Genomic DNA, 16689 nt, shown 5'->3' on the forward strand with positions numbered 1-16689 from the left:
GTGCGAGCCCGACCTGCTGATCGCCGACGAGCCGACCACCGCGCTGGACGTGACGATCCAACGCCAGATCCTGGACCTGCTGCGCCGGGTGCAGCGGGACCGGGGGATGTCGTTGATGCTGATCAGCCATGACCTGGCCGTCGTGGCGGGGCGCACCGACCGGGTCGCGGTGCTCTACGCCGGCCGGCTGGCCGAGGCCGGATCGTCCCGCCAGGTCTTCGAAGCACCCCGACACCGCTACACCCAGGCGCTGTTGGAGGCGACGCCGACGATCGACCACAAGCGGCACACCCCGCTGCGGCTGATCCCGGGCACGCTGCCGGACCCCACGGATCCGCCGCAGGGGTGCCGGTTCGCGGCGCGCTGCGCGTACGCCGACACCGACTGCCGCGACCCCGGCCCACGGATGACACCGGCCGGCCCGGATCACCTGGTCGCCTGCACCCACCCCGTGACGACAAGCCCCGAGGTGTCTGCCGGGGCGTGAACCACCAGCCTCCCCGTGGTTTCCAGCCACTTCACGAGTTGCTGATTGAGAGGTCGACGATGATCCCCAAGAGGCGTTTCCTGACGGGTGTGGTGGCGGCTGCCGCCGCGCTCGTCCTGGGGGCGTGCGGTGGTGGTACGAGCGCCGGCACGTCGTCAGATTCCTCCTCGGCCGGCGAGCCGGTGGCCGGCGGTACGGCGCGCGTCCTCCAGGGCGCCGAGCCGCAGAGCCTGGACCCCGCAGCCATGGGGAGCTCCTGGTCGACGGGCGCTGTCCTGGGTGATGCCCTCTACGGCACGTTGATGGTCAACGACATGGAGACAGGTGCGGTCGGATTCAGGATGGCCAAGGGCTTCTCCACCACCGACGACGGTGCCACGTTCGAACTGAAGCTGCGTCCGGGGCTGAAGTTCTCCGACGGCAGCGCGCTGGACGCGCAGGCCGTGAAGTACAACTGGGACCGGCTGAAGGACCCGGCACTCGGGTCGAACTCCATCGACGCAGCGTCGATGGTCGCTTCGAGCAAGGTGGTGGACGCAGCCACACTCAAGGTCACACTGGTCGAGCCGGTCCCGAAGTACGCCCAGGCTGTGATCTCCAGCGCGATGAACTGGATCGCGTCGCCCAAGGCGCTGAAGGCGGGCCGCAAGGCGTTCGACGCGAAGCCGGTCGGCGCGGGTCCGTTCACCCTGGCGAAGTGGACCCGCCAGGACAGCATCGACCTGGTGCGGAACCCCGGCTACTGGGATGCTCCCAAGCCCTACCTCGACCGTCTCGTCGTCCGGGCCGCTCCCGAGGCCGGCCAGCGGTTCAACACCATGACCAGCGGCGGCGCCGACCTGGCGCTGGAGCCGGACTGGGGGACCCTCGCCAAGGCGCGTGATGCAGGCCTGGCCACCTACGTTCCGGCGCTGAGTGGCGGCGCGTACCTCGCCATGAACACGCGCAGGGCACCGTTCAACGACGTGCGGGCGCGCAAAGCCGTCGCCGCGGCGCTGGACCCCGACGCCTACAACCTGGCTGTGTTCAACGGGAAGTCGGAGCCCGTGCGGACGCTCTTCGCCAAGTCGTCGCCGTTCCACTCCGACATCCAGCTGACGAAGACGGACAAGGCCACCGCCCAGAAGCTCTTCGACGAGCTGGCCGCCGAAGGCAAGCGGGTCTCCTTCACCTTCACGGCGCTGCCGACGTCGACGATCAAGGCCGCCGGGGAGGCCGTCCAGGCCCAGCTCAGCTCCTTCAAGAACGTCGACGTCAAGGTCCGGGTGGTGGACACCGCGGCGTACATCGGGCTGCTCAGGAGCCATGACTTCGACATGCTGGTCGGGAGCACCAGCTTCGCGGACCCCGAGACGTCGTTGTTCGCCACCTTCTACGGCGACTCCGGAGGCAATTACTCCGGTATCGACGACGCGAAGCTGAACGCGGCGCTGGAGGCCGGCCGGACGGGACGGACGACCGCCGAGCGCAAGGTGGCGTATCGGACGGTGCAACAGCGGTTGGTCGAGCTCGCGCCCGTCATCTTCACCACCAAGTCCCCGGAGAACGCCTTCGCCGCGAAGAAACTCCACGGCGTCGTGCTGTACGGCAGGGGCTCGGTCCTGGCCGAGGAACTGTGGATCCAGAAGTGACAGTCACCGGAGGTGGTTCCCTTGGCCGGTAGCGGCACCGCGCACCTGCGCGGTGACAAGGCGCTGCTCAGCGTGCAGGACCTGGTCGTCGAGTACCCCGGCGACGTGGGGACCGTCCAGGCGGTCTCCCAGGTCAGCTTCGACGTCCTGCCGGGGGAGACCCTCGGGATCGTCGGCGAGTCCGGGTGCGGCAAGTCCACGACCGGACGGGCGGTGCTTCGTCTGGAGCGCGTGACTGCCGGGCGGATCTCCTTCGCCGGCGAGTGGATCGAGCAGGCGGGCGAGCGCCGTATGCGCACGCTCAGGCGTGAGATGCAGATGATCTTCCAGGATCCCGTGGCGTCGCTGAACCCGCGCCGCCCGGTGAAGGACATCGTCGTCGAGGGCCTGGCCGTCGCCGGGGCCCCGGCGGACGAGCGGTCCGCCGCCTCGGCCGCCGTGCTGGGCCAAGTGGGGCTGTCCGGCGAGCGGTTCGCCGAGATGCTGCCCCGGCAGCTCTCCGGCGGCCAGGCCCAGCGCGTCGCGATCGGCCGCGCGCTTGCCGTCAGCCCCCGGCTGCTGATCTGCGACGAACCGGTGTCCGCCCTGGACGTGTCGGTCCAGGCGCAGATCCTCAACCTGATCGAGGATCTCAAGGCGCAGTACGACCTGACCGTCGTGTTCATCTCCCACGACCTCGGGGTCGTGCGCACCGTCAGCGACAACGTCATGGTCATGTACCTGGGCAAGGTCTGCGAGTTCGGCGACTCGGTCCACGTGTACGACGCTCCCGCCCACCCCTACACCCGGGCCCTGCTCGACTCGGTACCGCTGACCGACCCCGACAAGGGTTTCGCCGGCCCCGCCCTCGAAGGCGACGTGCCCTCACCCCTGTCGCCCCCCGAAGGCTGCCGGTTCCGAACCCGCTGCCCTCTCGCCCAGGACCGCTGCGCCACAGAAGAACCACAGATCCGCGAGGTCCGCCCAGGCCAGTTTGCGGCTTGCCATTTCCCGCTCGGCTGAACGGAGTTCAGGTATGCCGTTTTGGGAGAATCCCGTTTCCTGTCAGGTTCAGGATCCGGCGGTCGCTCATATAGTGGAGTAAGTACTCGCTCTAAAGGGGGTGGCGGATGGCCGAACGGATGCTCCTGAGGAACGTACGCGTGCTCGCTTGCTCCGGTGACCCGACCGAGAAGCCGGTCGACGGCGACGTCCTGATCGAGGGAGCTCGCATCGCCAGGGTCGCACGCGGAGGGCTTGACGTCGACGGGGCGGCGGCCCGGATCGTCGACCTGCACGGGGCCACCCTGCTCCCCGGACTCGGCGACGCGCACACGCACATCAGCTGGCCGCTGGACTTCGTCTTCGACCATGCCGGTGTGGCGGCGGCGCCGGCCGGGAAGCACATGCTCGACGTCGCCGCCGTGACGAAGACGTTCCTGGAGAGCGGATACACGCTCATCATCGGCGCGGGGGTGACGCAGCCGCTCGACGACGTGCTCGCGAAGGACGCGATCGACCGGGGATTGCTGCCCGGCCCGCGTATCGTCCCCGGCGGCGCGCAGATCGCGGAGACGGGCGGGCTCGGCGCCGACGGCGGCATGATGGACGTCGCCGCGGACGCCAAGGAACTCCGGGAGATCGTCGCCCGCCAGTGCGACATGGGCGTACGGGCGCTCAAGCTGTTCATATCCGGCGACGGTGTCGTGCCCGAATTCCCCTCCGACGACGTGTACATGAACGACGAGATGCTGCTCGCCGCCGTCGAGGAGGCCGACCGGCACGGCGCGTTCATCACGGTCCACGCCCGAGGCTCCGCGAGTGTCGCCATGGCCGCGCGCACCGGTGTCCGGATCATCCACCACGCGTGCTTCCTCGACGACGAGGCGCTCAGCGCGCTCGGGGCCCGGCGCGACGACGTCTGGGTGTGTCCCGGCCTCCACTATCTGTACGCGATGGTGAACGGCCACGCCGAGCCGTGGGGCATGACGCCCGAGAAGATCGACGCAGCGGGCTACTCCGACGAGTTCCGGTCCCAGGTCGAGGGCTTGGGCAAGCTGAAGGCGGCCGGCATCCGGATCCTCGCGGGCGGCGACTTCGGCCACCAGTGGACGCGGCACGGCACCTACGCCGCGGAGCTGCAGAGGTACGTCGAACTCGCGGGCATGACTGCGGTGGAGGCGATCCACACGGCCACCCGCAACATGGGGTCGGTCACAGGGCTCGATGTCGGACAGGTCCGTGAGGGCTTCCTGGCGGATCTCCTCGTCGTCGACGGCGACCCCACAGCGGACGTGACGGTCCTGCAGCGGCCCGACCTCCGGCGGGCCGTCATCAAGGACGGAAGGTTCGCGTACGTCAACCCCGAGGTCTATCCATGACGGACAGTCAGCGGACCCGGGTGGAGCAGGCCCGGGTGGAGCACGCCGGGACGGAGACGATCCTCTCCGGGGTCGACACGCTTGCCCGCCTGCTCGTCCTGCGGCAGCAACTGGACGAGCGGAACGGCCTGACGACCGCCACGATGGTCTCCGGCTACCCCGGGTCCCCGCTGGGCGGGTTCGACCTGACGATGGAGCACATGAGCGAGGTCCTCGCCGCGCACCGCATCGTCCATCGCCCCGGGCTCAACGAGGAGCTCGCCGCCGCGACCGTCTGGGGCAGCCAGATGGGTGCGGTCATCGGGTACGACGGCGTCGACGGTGTCGTGGGCGCCTGGTACGGGAAGGGGCCGGGCCTCGACCGCTGCGGGGACGCGCTGAAGCATGCCAACGCGATGGGGGCCGGCCCGGCTGGCGGCGTCGTCATGTTCTGCGGTGACGACCCCGCGTCGAAGTCGTCCACACTGGCGTGCGACAGCCAGTACACCTTCGAGGACGCGTGCGTCCCCGTACTGTTCCCCGGCGATCAGCAGGACGTGCTCGACCTCGGCGTACATGCCTTCCGGCTCTCCCGGTACTGCGGATCATGGGTCGGGCTGAAGATCGTCACCGCTGTCGCCGACGGCGTGGGCACCGTCGACCTCGAACTCGCCCGGCACTCCCCGAAGGACCCGGAGCGCGTCGTCATCGACGGCCGGCCATGGCGCCACCAGCCGCTCGCGACGATCGGCCCCCACGCCGTGCCCGACCAGGAGGCGCTGGTCGTGGAGCGCCGGCTTCGAGCCGCCAAGGCATACGCGCGGCACAACAGTCTCGATCGCGTCGTGGGCGCCGGGCCCGGGGCTCGGCTCGGTGCCGTCTGCGCGGGCAAGACGTACTTCGACGTCGTCCAGGCCTTCTCCGACCTCGGGGTCGGCGTCGACGACCTCGCCGGGGCCGGTGTCAGGATCCTGAAGCTCGGCATGACGTATCCGCTGGTCGAGGACACGGTTGTGGAGTTCGCCGGCTCCGTCGACGAGCTCGTCGTCATCGAGGAGAAGCGGCCGTTCGTCGAGACGCAGCTGCGCAGCATCCTCCATGAGGCGGGAAGCCGTGTCCCCGTGCTCGGCAAGCGTGACCGGTCCGGGCAGGTCCTCGCGTCGTCGGTCGCCGAGCTGGACCCGGCCGCGGTGGCCGCGATCCTCACCCGGGTACTGCCGGAGCTCGCCCCCCGCCGGGGCGGGACACCGCAGAAAAACCTGCTGCCGCTGCTCCCGTCCCCGCCCCGGTCACCGGGGTTCTGCAGCGGCTGCCCGCACAACCGGTCCACGGTCGTGCCGGAGGGAGCGCTGGTCGGGGGCGGTGTCGGCTGCCACGGGATCATGTACTTCGAGGCGCGCAACGCGGGCATGAAGAGCCTTCCGCCCACGCCGATGGGTGCCGAAGGGGTCCCGTGGATCGGCCTGTCGCCCTTCGTCGCCGAACCGCACGTCATCCAGAACCTGGGCGACGGCACCCTCAGCCATTCCGGGACACTCGCCATCCGGGCGAGCGTCGCCGCCGGGGTCAATGTCACCTTCAAGATCCTCTACAACGCGGCCGTCGCCATGACGGGCGGCCAGGACGTGACGGGGCTGATGGACGTCCCCTCGATGACGCGGGCGCTCGAAGCGGAGGGCGTCGCCAGGATCGTCGTCTGCGCCGAGGAACCCAAGCGGTACGGCCGCAGGGCGCGGTGGGCCGCAGAAGTCGAGGTGTACGGGCGCGACCGGCTGGGCGAGGTCCAGGAGGAACTCCAGCGAGTACCCGGCGTCACGGTGATCATCTACGACCAGCGGTGCGCGGCGGAGGCCCGCCGCCTGCGCAAACGCGGACTGCTGGCAGAGCCGCCCCACCGGGTCGTCATCAACGAGGCCGTGTGCGAGGGGTGCGGCGACTGCAGCGTGAAGAGCAACTGCCTATCCGTGCTGCCGCATGAGACGGAGTTCGGAGAGAAGCGGCAGATCCACGACCTGTCCTGCAACCGCGACTACACCTGTATCGAGGGCGACTGCCCGTCGTTCGTGACCATCACCCCGAAGCGCCGCGGACGGCGCCGGCCGCAGGTGCCGACCGGCGGCCGGCGGGTCCGGCCGTCGCTGCCGTCGGGCTCGCTGCCGACCCCGGCGACGCCGCCGGTCGACGGGCAGTACGGCATCTACTTCACGGGCATCGGCGGCACCGGCGTCGTCACCGCGAACCGCATCCTCGCGTCCGCCGCCGAGGCCGCGGGACTCGTGATCGGCGGCATGGACCAGACGGGCCTGTCCCAGAAGGCGGGCGCAGTCGTGTCGCACCTCCATCTGGCCAGGGCCAGGGGCGCTCTCGGCTCGGCGACCGTGAGCACCGGCGGCGCCGACCTGTACCTGTCCGGCGACATCCTGCAGGCCGCCGGTGCGAGCCATCTCGCGAAGGTCCGGCCCGGCCGCACCGTCGCCGTCGTCGACCGTCACTTCACCCCCACCGCGGCCATGCTGCAGAGCGGCCTCGCGCCGCCCGACGTCTCGAGCCTCGAACAGGCGATCACGGAACATGTCGGCAAGGGCCGGGCCGTCTTCCTCGACTCCACGCGTATCGCCGAGGGCGTCTTCGCCGACCACCTCCTCGCGAACGTGGTGCTGCTCGGCGCGGCGTTCCAGCTGGGCGGCCTGCCGATGCCGCTCGCCGACATCGAGAAGGCGATGCAGCGCCAGGGCAAGGCCGCCGCCGACAACCGCGAAGCGTTCGAGTGGGGCCGCTGGGCGGTGCACGAACCCGCGGCGGTCGAGGCGGCCCTGGATGCCGCGGAGCGAGGCGACGACACGGGCGCAGGCAGCATCTTCGCCCCGTCGTCCGGCGCGCTGGAGACGGCGGCCCGGCTGGTCGCGCGCCGGAACCTGCCGGCCGCCCTCCACGACCTGCTCACCCGGCGCGCCGCGCAGGCGGTCGACTACCAGAGCACGCGGCGGGGCGAGCGGTTCCTCGACCTGGTGGAGCGGGTGGCGGCACGTGACGACCCCGGTCACGACTGGGAGTTGACCCGGGCGGTCGCCGAGTCGTGGTTCAAGATCCTCACCTACAAGGACGAGTACGAGGTGGCCCGCCTCCATCTCAAGGCCGACCACCATCAGATCGCACGCGACCTCGGCATCGAGGGACCGTACGCGGTGACGTACCACCTCCACCCGCCCGTCCTCCGACGTCTGGGACTGAAGAAGAAGCTGCCGATGGCCAGGCCGTACCGGCTCGCCTTCCATGTGCTGCGCGGCATGAAGCGGCTGCGGGGAACGCCGTTCGACGTCTTCGGACGGGATCCCGACCGGCGCACGGAGCGGGCCGTCATCGAGGAGTACGAGCAGCTGATCGACGAGGCCGTCCAGCCGTCGTCCGCCGTGCCGTACGACGCACTGGTGCGCATCGCCGAGTCCGCCATGTCGATCAAGGGGTACGGCCCGATCAAGGAGGCGGCGGTGGCCGCGTGGCGGGAACACGTCGGCGAGCTCCGGCAGCAGGGATCGGCCGCAGGAGCGCGGGCGTGATCAAACGGATCCGGTTCGCGACGAGGAAGCAGGACGTGCCCGTCGCGGCATTCTCGGGGGCCTGGCCGCACGTGGTCGCCGGCATCTCACACGCGCCACCTGACGTCAGGCCGTTGCGCGTCGCGGTGTGCACGACCCTGCCCGACCTCACCGGTGCCGATCCGAAGCACGACGGGACCGGCATCGAGTGGTTCGCCGGCACCGGCCACCTGCGGCGGTTCCAGGGATGGCTGGACACCCCTGCCGGGCGACTGCTGATGCAGCGGCTCGAAGAGATCGTCGACACGGATGCCAGCCCGGTCCTCGTCGCCGAGGAGTCCGTCCTGCGCGGCGCCGACTGGCTCGAGCAGCGATGGGGAGACGGCGGCGGGAAGTTCAAGCACATGGCCATCGCGTTGCGTGCCGCAGGACTGACCCCCGCCGAGTTCTCCGAGCGGTGGAGAAGCCACGCAGGACGCCTCCGCCGGCCGGGAGCGGCGGAGGCGACCGTCATCCCGGACGATGCCCGGGGCCGTGCCTACGTCCAGAACCACCCGTGTCCGAGGACGGCCGGCGAGTGGGCCTACGACGCCCTGAACGAGGTCTACTTCGACGACGTGACGGGCCTGCGGACGCGGATCGAATGGTTCCGCGAGAACCTCCGTGACCAGACCGCGGACGACCTGGTGCGCCGATCGTGGTTCATCGCCGCACGGGAAGAGGTCGTGTCGGAGTGGACGCCGAGGCCGACGTCACAGCCCTGAGGAGACAAGCCTGCGCTGCACGTGGACCTCGGCTCCGGCGAGGATCATGGGCAGGGCCGAGGAGCTCTGCAGAGCGTGCCCGAGGCCGTCTTCGCGTATGCGGTGGGCCTGCACGCCGTAGGGCCCGAGCTTCAGGGCGAGAGGGCCTGTGGGCTGCTTCCGGCTACGAGGCGGCTCCGGGAAGCACCACTCCCATGATCCCTCGGATGTCGTGAAGCGCAGTTCGATGTAGTCCGACCTCGCGGGGCAGCGACGAACCGACGTGAGTGAGGCGGGAAGGAACGACTCCGCCAGATCCGAACTCGTAGAGCAGGACGCCTGCGTCATGATCCAGCCCCCAAGGGCAACGCGCATAACAAAGTGTGTATTTACTTATTACGTTAGCGCAGTCGAGCGCCATGGGCCAGGGTCGCTCTCGGATTGCGCGCATGCGGGTTGCCGAACTCCCCTGAAGTAAGCGAGCATTTGCTCATGTTGGCTCGTGTTCCCGGCCGTGCTCGTACGTAGCTGAGGGGGACTTATGGCACCGCTCGAAGGGTTGCGCGTCGTCGAGGTCTCGCTGGGTGTCAGCGCCGTGGGCGCGGGGCTGGCGGACGGCCTTCCGGGGACGCTGCTGCGGGACTTGGGCGCGGAGGTCACCCGTGTGCAGGCGGCGCGCCGCTCCACGCTCGACGCCGGTGTGGAGTTCGCGCGGGTGTGGGCGCGGGGCAAGGAGATCGTCGAGGTGGACGACGAGTACCCCGCCAGGACCACGGGGACGATCTCTGCGCTCGCCCGGGACGCAGACGTGCTGTTCCTCGTCGGTGGCGAGCAACTGGTCGAGCGGCGGGGGCTGGGCTATCGCGATCTGGCCCGGTCGAACCCGCGGCTGGTCGTCGTACGCATCCGGCCCAGCCGCAACTCGTCCGGGGCGATCCCCGACCTGGAGTTGCTGGTCCACGCCCGGTCCGGCCTGCTGACCCAGATCCGCGGCCACCGGCCCGGTCCTGTCTTCGGCGACCTCGCCGTGGCGGGCGCGGGTGCCGGCCTCTCGGCGACGGTCGGCGCGCTGGCCTGCCTTTACGAGCGGGAGACGACCGGCCTCGGCGGTTGGGCGGAAACCTCCCTGTACGACGGCATCCAGGCCACCCTCCCGATGATCATCGGGAGGGTCCAGTACCACTCGCCCTCGACCACCCTGCTCTGGAAGGACCAGGGCCCGGTGGAGGCGCTGTCCTACCGCTGTGCCGACGGCGAGTACATGCAGCTCTGGTTCGGCGCCAAGGGCGCCTACGAGGCCTTCCTCGAGCACATGGGCGACCCGCCCAGCGAGAAGGGCTACAACGCCGACCTGATGAGCGGGGCCATGGTCGAGCGCGGCGAGCGGTGGGCGGAGAAGTTCGCGACGCGGGAGCGCGACCGGTGGGTCGAGGAACTGGCGGGGCGGAAGTTCCGCTGCGAGCCCGTGTGGCGGCCCGGTGAGGCCCTGCGGGACCCACACGTGCGGGAAACCGGTCTGAGTGTCGACCACCAGGACCCGGAACGCGGAGCGATGACGGTGCTGGGTCCGGTCGTGCGCGTCACGCCGGCCGGCGACAGCACGCCGCAGCAGGGCCCCCAGGGTGCCCGGCTCCTGTCCGGCGTCCGCGTCCTGGACCTGTCCGCCTATCTGGCCGGGCCGGTCGCGCCACTCGTCCTCGCCGAGCTCGGCGCCGACGTGGTCAAGGTCGAACCGCCCACCGGTGACGTGCACCGCAGCATGGAACCGATGTTCGCGGCGGGGCAGCGGGGGAAGCGTGCCGTGGCCCTCGACCTGAAGGCGCCGGGCGCCCCGGCCGTGCTGGAGCGGCTCTTCCGCTGGAGCGACGTGGTGCACCACAACTCCCGCGTCGGGCTGGCAGAGCGGCTCGGATACGACGAGGCGACGGTGCGGGCGGCCAACCCCGACGTGGTCTACAGCTTCGCCAGCGGCTTCGGCGACCACGGTTCCCGCGCGCTGCTTCCCGCCAACGACCAGCTGATGCAGGCGCTTTCCGGTATCGAGGCGGCCCAGGGCGGTGCCGGCCGACCACCGACATACCTGGTCTGGGGGGCGATCGACGTCACGGGCGGCTGGCTGGCGGCGTGCGGGATGCTCGCAGGGCTGTACGCCCGGCACCGCCGTGGCGGCGGGCAGTCGGTGGCGAGCAGCCTGCTCGGCGCCGCGCTGACGTTGAAGTCCGGCGCGTTCCTCGCAGGGGACCGTGCTGTGGGCGGGCCGGCCCTGGACGAACAGCAGACCGGATACGGCGCCGCCTACCGCATCTACCAGGGCGGCGACGGCGCCTGGTTCGCGCTGGCCGTGCCCGACCCCGCAGCGTGGGACCGGCTGCGCGGCCTCGTCCGCCTCGACGGCCTGCCCGTATCCCCTCCGCCGCTGCGGACGGAGCCGGGCATCCCGCAGCCCGAGGAGGCGCTGCTGGAGGAGGCTTTCCGGGCCAAGGACGCCGCGGTCTGGGTGAGCGAGTTGCGTGCCGCGGGAGTGCCCGTCGAACCGGTCGTCGAGGCCGACCGCACCGCATTCGCGGCCGGGTTCGTCGACGACCCGGTCAGCCACCGACTCGACCGCGTGGTCAGCCATCGGTGGGGGAGCCGGGGCCGGGTCGACCAACCGTGCTTTCCGCCGCGGCTCGGTCCCGCACCGCGGCCCCCCGCCCCGTCGGACATCCCTGGGCTCGGCGAACACACCGCACAGGTACTGGAGGTGCTGGGCTTCGACGCCGCTGAGCGTGCGGCCCTCGCGGCGTCCGGCACGGTGGCCGACGGCCTGCTGAAGAAGGAGACGTGATGGATACGAGCAGTCCGACCGGGCCGATCACCGACGAATGGGTCGAGAGCCATTTCGACCACCTCTCGCCGGAACTGGCCCGCGACTTCCACCCCACGCTGGCCCGCGCCCGTTCACGGTGCCCGGTCGCCCACAGCGACCAGTACGGCGGATTCTGGGTCGTCACCCGGTACGAGGACGTGCTGCGCGTCGCCCAGGACTGGGAGACGTTCAGCTCCGAACTGGGCATCACGGTGCCCAATGCCGGGCCGCAGATGAAGATCCTGCCGGTCACCATCGACCCGCCGCTCCAGCGGACCTTCAAACGGCTGATCAACGCCCATTTCACTCCGGCGAAGGTCCGCCCGTGGGAGGAGCCCACCCGCGCTCTGGTGAACCGCCTCATCGACGGCTTCATCGAGCGGGGCGAGTGCGACTTCATGAGCGACTTCGCCCGGCCGTTCCCCGGGCTCGCCTTCTTCGAACTGGCACTCCATGCCCCCGCCGATGATCTCGAGGAGATCAACCACTACGCGACGATGGCCTCGCTGCCGCATGTCCCGGAGTCGAGGGAGTGCCTGATGAAGCTCGCCGCGTGGATCGGCGAGCTCGTCGAGCGGCGCCGCGCGGAGGGGCCCCGGGGCGATGTGGTCGACGCGGTGATGAACGCCGAGATCGAAGGCCGGCCCATCACCCGTGAGGAGGCCATCGGGACCCTCCAGCTGCTGGTGCTCGGTGGCTTGGAGACCACCGCCGGCGTGCTGGGCGCGGCGATGCTGCAGTTCTGTGCGCACCCCGAGATCCCCGTACTTCTCCGGGGCCGGCCGGAGCTCATCCCGAACGCCGTCGAGGAACTGCTGCGCCTCGACGGTTCGTTCATCTGCATCGGCAGGACGGCGCGGCACGACGCCGAGATCGACGGCCACCGGATCAAGGAGGGCGAGCAGGTCATCATGTACTGGGCATCGGCCAACCGCGACGAAGCCGAGTTCGCCGATCCCGACGCCTTCGACCCCGCCCGCGCGACGAACCGCCACATCGCTTTCGGTGCCGGTCCCCACCGCTGCGTCGGCTCCAACCTCGCCCGTATGAACCTGCGCATCGCCCTCGACGAGATCGTACGGCGGCTGGACGACATCAAGCTGGGGCCGGGCGCCGACATCGACTTCCACTCCACCTTCAACCGGGCCCCGCTCTGCGTGCCGATCACGTTCACGGCCGGCAAGCGCTCCTAGCCACCGCTGGTCGGAGGAGGTCCCCGAACGCTTGAGGCCCCCCGTCGGTGGGGGCCTCAAGCATTCCGGGCGTCAGTTCCGCACGGGAGGGTCGAGGTTGTAGAGCTTCGTCGCGGTGTGCTGCAGCACCTTGCCGGCGGTTTCGTCGGGGACACCGCGGAGCGACCGCTCGATGATCTCGCGAGGGCTCGGTGACTCCGACGCCGGGCCCGGGGAGAGGCTGGTGGCGTGCGGGAAGTCGGTCTCGAACATGAGGTTGTCCTTGAGCTGGTCGATCACCGGCCGCAGGGACTTGTTCTCGAACCAGTACATGCCGTAGATCTGCCGCTGCATGTACTCGCTCGGGAGCAGCCGTTCCGGGTACTCCTTGTGGGCGCCGACGTTCAGCCACTGCCAGTCCATGCTCTCGGCGAGGAACGGCAGCCAGCCGGCGCCGTTCTCGACCGAGACGAACTTGAGGTCGGGGTAGCGGTGGCAGACGCCGCTGACGACCACCTCCGCGATGTTCTGGGCGTTGCCGAGGAGCACCAGCGCGCTCTCCTTGGTGAAGTCGAGCTTCTGCGATTGGTCGACGGCACCCTTGAGGTCATCGGGGTTGGACAGGAAGCCGACGTGGAAGTTCATGCTGAGGCCCATCTCCTCGGCCTGCCTCAGCAGCGGCTCCCAGTAGTCGTCGACCAGGCGGGGGAGGCCCACCTTGTCGTAGCGGGCGGCGAAGAGGATGCCCTTGTGGCCCAGCGCGTGGGCCCGCTTCATCTCGGCCACCGACTCGTCGATGTCCCAGAACGGGAGCATCATCATCGGGACGAGCCGCCTCGAGTCCGCCGAACAGAACTCGGCCAGCCAGTCGTTGTAGGCCCGGACGCACTGGGTCGCCAGCTCGTGCGGCACCTCCTTGAGGAACACATGGCTGTGGAACCCGAGGATGTTCGGGTACAGGAGCTGGTAGTAGATGCCCACCTGGTCCATGTAGGCGAGACGCGCCTTCGGGTCGAGGGCGGCCACGTTCGCCTCCGACAGCTTCTTCGGGTGCGAGGGCGGGAACTCGGGCCAGCCGGCCTGGGCGAAGGCACCCACGCCGTACAGCTTCCGGTCGCCGATGTACCAGATGTCCTCCTGCCGCCGCTCGTGGAACCTCACGTGGGGCACGAGGTCGCCCCACTTCGACGAGACACGCGACGTCCAGAGGTCGGCCGGCTCGATGATGTGGGAGTCGACGTCGGCGACCGCGAACCGCTCGCAGAGAGCGACCCCGGCTGCATCGTGGTCAGCCATGTGCGTGAGCTCCTTCTGTCTCGATCCTGGAGGCACTGTTAGAGAGTATATGTTCACTTACTTTAGGGTCGTCGCCGCTGCCGTGCAACCGTCGTGCCACGACACCGCGTACGCCGGAATCCCGGCGATCGGTCATTCGCCGGGGTCCGGGACGGCGCGCAGATACGGCGCCATCAGCAGCGGGGTCACGCTGAGCACCCCGGACTCCACGGGGAGGGTGACGCCGGTGATCCACCGGGCCTCGTCGCTCGCGAGGAAGGCCGCTGCCCAGCCGACGTCCCAGCCGGTGCCGGGGGTTGCGAGCAGACCCGCCTCGGACCGCATCGTGTTCATGAACTCGGCGCGCGCACCGGGTGCGGAGACCGACATCACCATGGGTGTGGTGATGTGGCCGGGAGCCACTGCGTTGACCCGGATGCCCTGCCTGCCGTGTGAGTACGCCATGTCGACCGTCATGGCGATCAGCCCGCCCTTGGCAGCCGAGTAGGCGACCGTGCCGTCGCCTCGCAGGGCCGATATCGAGGACACGTTGACGATCGACCCGGCCCCCTTCTCCGCCATCACGGGAACCGCGTACTTGGACGCGAGGAAGGCGGTCCGCAGGTTGATGTCCATGGCCCGGTCCCAGGTCTCCTCCGAGGTGTCCACCACCGTGCCGAGCGATGCCAGACCGATGTTGTTCACGAGGATGTCGACGGTCCCGAACGCATCGACGGCCGCACGGACCATCGCCTCGCAGTCGGCTGCCCTGGTGACGTCGGCGGCGAACACCTCGGCCTTGCCGCCGCCCTCCTCCTCGATCATCCGCCGCGTCTCCTCGGCGCGTTCGGGATGGAGGTCGACGAGCAGGACGCTCGCACCCTCCCGGGCGAGGACGACCGCGGTCGCCTTCCCCGTGCCGATACCCGGGCCGGGTGTCGACCCGGCCCCCGTCACGATCGCCACCTTGCCCTCGACCCGGCCGGCGCGTTCCACCATGGCTGTTCCCCTCTCGTCGAATAACCCCTGGCCCTGCTTCGGAGAACCCTTCGTCCTCACCAGCGCGTCAACAGCGCCGCACCCGCCTCGAAGCCGCCCACGTTGGTCACCGCGGCGACCTGCGCACCCTCGACCTGCCGTTCGCCGGCTTCGCCGCGCAGCTGGCGTACGGCCTCGGCGGTGTGGCCGAAGGAGGCATGGAGGCGGCCGCCGGACAGCTGGCCGCCCCAGGTGTTGAGCGGGAGTTCGCCGCCATAGGTGATGCGCTTGCCGCCTTCGACGAACGCTCCGGCCTCGCCGGTACCGCAGAAGCCCATGGCCTCCAGCCACCAGACGGCTTCGATGGTGAAACCGTCGTAGAGTTCGGCCACATCGACATCGCCGGGCCGCAGATCGGTCCGCGCCCACATCGCCTGGGCGGCACCGCGACCCACGCGACCCATGTCCTCCCACTGGTCCCACGACGGGCGACCCTCGACGACTCCGGCCATCGCCTCGATGCGTACCGGCGCCCGGAGGCCGGGTGCCGTCTCCACGGCCGACACGACGATCGCGGTGGCGCCGTCGCAGGGCACGTCGCAGTCGTACAGACAGATCGGCGACGAGATCATCCGCGAGTCGAGGTAGTCGTCGACGGTCAGCGGCGAGCGGTACACCGCGTCAGGGTTGCGGGCGGCGTGGGCCCGCTGCGTCACCGGGATCCAGGCCAACTGCTCACGGGTGACGCCGTACTCGTGCATGTAGCGGGCGGCGTAGGGGGCGACCTGGCAGACGGGTGACAGCATCCCGACGGGGATCAGCCAGGCGAGCGGGCCCTCGGCGACCGGTTTGGTCGAGCCGTACGCCGGGCGGCCCCCGGCCTTCCGGCTGGCGCTGCCCTCCTTGACGGTCCGCCAGATGACGACGTGGCGCGCCTGGCCGGTGGCCACCGCCTGGGCCGGACCGTAGAAGGGCAGCGACATACCCTCCACCAGTCCCTGGCGCCAGGTCGTCGTGATGCGCAGCGCGTCCTGGATCTCGTAGAGGTTCCCGTTCGCGTAGCCGGGCAGGTTCGCCGTGCCACCGCCCGGGAACATGGCCAGGCCGTCGATGTCATCGATCGTCAGGCCGGCGTCCTCGACGGCGGCGAGGATCGCGTCGATCGTCAGCTGGAAGCCCGACCGGTCGATCTGGCGGCCGATGGCCGAGTGACCGACGCCGGAGATCACGGCCCGCCGCTCGAAGAGTTCGGTTCCCATCATGCTGCTCCCTCGACGGCCACGAAGCTGGGTATGGCGCAGCCGCCGGGTCCGGGTTCGAAGCCGATGTCGACCGCCATCCCGATGGCGGCCTTCTCCGGCGGGCACCCCCGCAGCCGGCCCACCACCCGCACACCGGGATGACCGGGGAACTCCACGAGGACGATGGCGTACGGCACTTCGAGGTCCGGAAGCCAGCGCTGGTGGTTGACGGTCAGGCTGTAGACCTCGCCGCGACCGGTGATCTCGGCGGGGACCATCGCCCTGGCGCGGCAGGAGCGGCACATTCCTCGTGGCGGAAACGACTCGGCGCCGCAGGACGAGCAGCGTTCGACGACCAGGCGGCCCTCGTCGGCCGCTGCCCAGAACAGCTCGGTCTCCTCGGTGACGGCGGGGGGTATCCCGACTGTCGCGTCCATCT

At 70.1% G+C, this 16689-nt stretch carries 13 protein-coding genes; 8 read left to right on the forward strand and 5 right to left on the reverse strand.

All coding sequences use genetic code 11. The features are described from left to right. The 6 genes from ACWD4J_RS38185 to ACWD4J_RS38210 all read left to right on the forward strand — a co-directional run. Window positions 1-487: oligopeptide/dipeptide ABC transporter ATP-binding protein (locus ACWD4J_RS38185; protein WP_451400139.1), on the forward strand; the 487-nt coding region annotated here is incomplete at its 5' end. A gap of 59 nt (window positions 488-546) precedes the next feature. Further along, window positions 547-2118 (forward strand): ABC transporter substrate-binding protein, encoded by a 1572-nt coding sequence (locus ACWD4J_RS38190; RefSeq protein ID WP_451400140.1) that lies wholly within the window; start codon window positions 547-549, stop codon window positions 2116-2118. 12 nt (window positions 2119-2130) lie between these two features. Next, on the forward strand, window positions 2131-3120 hold the full coding sequence (locus ACWD4J_RS38195; protein WP_451400141.1) for an ABC transporter ATP-binding protein: 990 nt from the start codon (window positions 2131-2133) through the stop codon (window positions 3118-3120). Between the two features lie 107 nt (window positions 3121-3227). After that, the gene (locus ACWD4J_RS38200; protein ID WP_451400142.1) at window positions 3228-4478 is read left to right on the forward strand and encodes an amidohydrolase family protein; all 1251 of its coding nucleotides are present in this window, start codon (window positions 3228-3230) and stop codon (window positions 4476-4478) included. Beyond that, window positions 4475-8014: an indolepyruvate ferredoxin oxidoreductase family protein gene (locus ACWD4J_RS38205; RefSeq protein WP_451400143.1), complete on the forward strand. Its 3540-nt coding sequence runs from the start codon at window positions 4475-4477 to the stop codon at window positions 8012-8014. The genes ACWD4J_RS38200 and ACWD4J_RS38205 overlap by 4 nt, the downstream gene beginning before the upstream one ends. Further along, window positions 8011-8757, forward strand: coding sequence for a hypothetical protein (locus ACWD4J_RS38210; protein ID WP_451400144.1), 747 nt, complete (start codon window positions 8011-8013; stop codon window positions 8755-8757). The genes ACWD4J_RS38205 and ACWD4J_RS38210 overlap by 4 nt, the downstream gene beginning before the upstream one ends. On the opposite strand, the gene ACWD4J_RS38215 is transcribed toward ACWD4J_RS38210, so the two are convergent. Next, complete coding sequence (locus ACWD4J_RS38215; RefSeq protein ID WP_451400145.1) at window positions 8746-9111, reverse strand: hypothetical protein; 366 nt, start codon at window positions 9109-9111, stop codon at window positions 8746-8748. The genes ACWD4J_RS38210 and ACWD4J_RS38215 overlap by 12 nt on opposite strands. A 166-nt stretch (window positions 9112-9277) precedes the next feature. On the opposite strand from ACWD4J_RS38215, the gene ACWD4J_RS38220 reads away from it, so the two are divergent. Continuing rightward, window positions 9278-11563 carry a CoA transferase gene (locus tag ACWD4J_RS38220; RefSeq protein ID WP_451400146.1) on the forward strand — a complete coding sequence of 762 codons (2286 nt, stop codon included), beginning with the start codon at window positions 9278-9280 and terminating at the stop codon, window positions 11561-11563. Continuing rightward, on the forward strand, window positions 11563-12777 hold the full coding sequence (locus ACWD4J_RS38225) for a cytochrome P450 (protein WP_451400147.1): 1215 nt from the start codon (window positions 11563-11565) through the stop codon (window positions 12775-12777). Before ACWD4J_RS38220 ends, ACWD4J_RS38225 begins: the two co-directional genes overlap by 1 nt. A gap of 72 nt (window positions 12778-12849) precedes the next feature. Here ACWD4J_RS38225 and ACWD4J_RS38230 read toward each other — a convergent pair whose 3' ends face one another. From ACWD4J_RS38230 to ACWD4J_RS38245, 4 genes are all read right to left on the reverse strand, one after another. Further along, a complete protein-coding gene (locus ACWD4J_RS38230; protein ID WP_451400148.1) occupies window positions 12850-14052 on the reverse strand; it encodes an amidohydrolase family protein in 1203 nt (400 codons plus the stop codon). Between the two features lie 132 nt (window positions 14053-14184). Continuing rightward, complete coding sequence (locus ACWD4J_RS38235; RefSeq protein ID WP_451400149.1) at window positions 14185-15030, reverse strand: SDR family NAD(P)-dependent oxidoreductase; 846 nt, start codon at window positions 15028-15030, stop codon at window positions 14185-14187. 56 nt (window positions 15031-15086) lie between these two features. Next, entirely contained in the window at window positions 15087-16271 is a 1185-nt protein-coding gene (locus tag ACWD4J_RS38240) for a thiolase family protein (protein WP_451400150.1), read from the reverse strand. Next, the gene (locus ACWD4J_RS38245; RefSeq protein WP_451400151.1) at window positions 16268-16687 is read right to left on the reverse strand and encodes a Zn-ribbon domain-containing OB-fold protein; all 420 of its coding nucleotides are present in this window, start codon (window positions 16685-16687) and stop codon (window positions 16268-16270) included. The genes ACWD4J_RS38240 and ACWD4J_RS38245 overlap by 4 nt, the downstream gene beginning before the upstream one ends. Between the last annotated feature and the right edge of the window lie 2 nt (window positions 16688-16689).

It is taken from the genome of Streptomyces sp. NPDC002577 (assembly GCF_053594815.1).

What these genes read in the sequence shown, in the direction of transcription:
- ACWD4J_RS38200 (WP_451400142.1), top strand. Translation starts at nt 3,228, where the DNA reads ATGGCCGAACGGATGCTCCTGAGGAACGTACGCGTGCTCGCTTGCTCC.
- ACWD4J_RS38245 (WP_451400151.1), bottom strand. Translation starts at nt 16,687, where the DNA reads ATGGACGCGACAGTCGGGATACCCCCCGCCGTCACCGAGGAGACCGAG.
- ACWD4J_RS38215 (WP_451400145.1), bottom strand. Translation starts at nt 9,111, where the DNA reads ATGCGCGTTGCCCTTGGGGGCTGGATCATGACGCAGGCGTCCTGCTCT.
- ACWD4J_RS38220 (WP_451400146.1), top strand. Translation starts at nt 9,278, where the DNA reads ATGGCACCGCTCGAAGGGTTGCGCGTCGTCGAGGTCTCGCTGGGTGTC.
- ACWD4J_RS38205 (WP_451400143.1), top strand. Translation starts at nt 4,475, where the DNA reads ATGACGGACAGTCAGCGGACCCGGGTGGAGCAGGCCCGGGTGGAGCAC.
- ACWD4J_RS38225 (WP_451400147.1), top strand. Translation starts at nt 11,563, where the DNA reads ATGGATACGAGCAGTCCGACCGGGCCGATCACCGACGAATGGGTCGAG.
- ACWD4J_RS38230 (WP_451400148.1), bottom strand. Translation starts at nt 14,052, where the DNA reads ATGGCTGACCACGATGCAGCCGGGGTCGCTCTCTGCGAGCGGTTCGCG.
- ACWD4J_RS38240 (WP_451400150.1), bottom strand. Translation starts at nt 16,271, where the DNA reads ATGATGGGAACCGAACTCTTCGAGCGGCGGGCCGTGATCTCCGGCGTC.
- ACWD4J_RS38190 (WP_451400140.1), top strand. Translation starts at nt 547, where the DNA reads ATGATCCCCAAGAGGCGTTTCCTGACGGGTGTGGTGGCGGCTGCCGCC.
- ACWD4J_RS38235 (WP_451400149.1), bottom strand. Translation starts at nt 15,030, where the DNA reads ATGGTGGAACGCGCCGGCCGGGTCGAGGGCAAGGTGGCGATCGTGACG.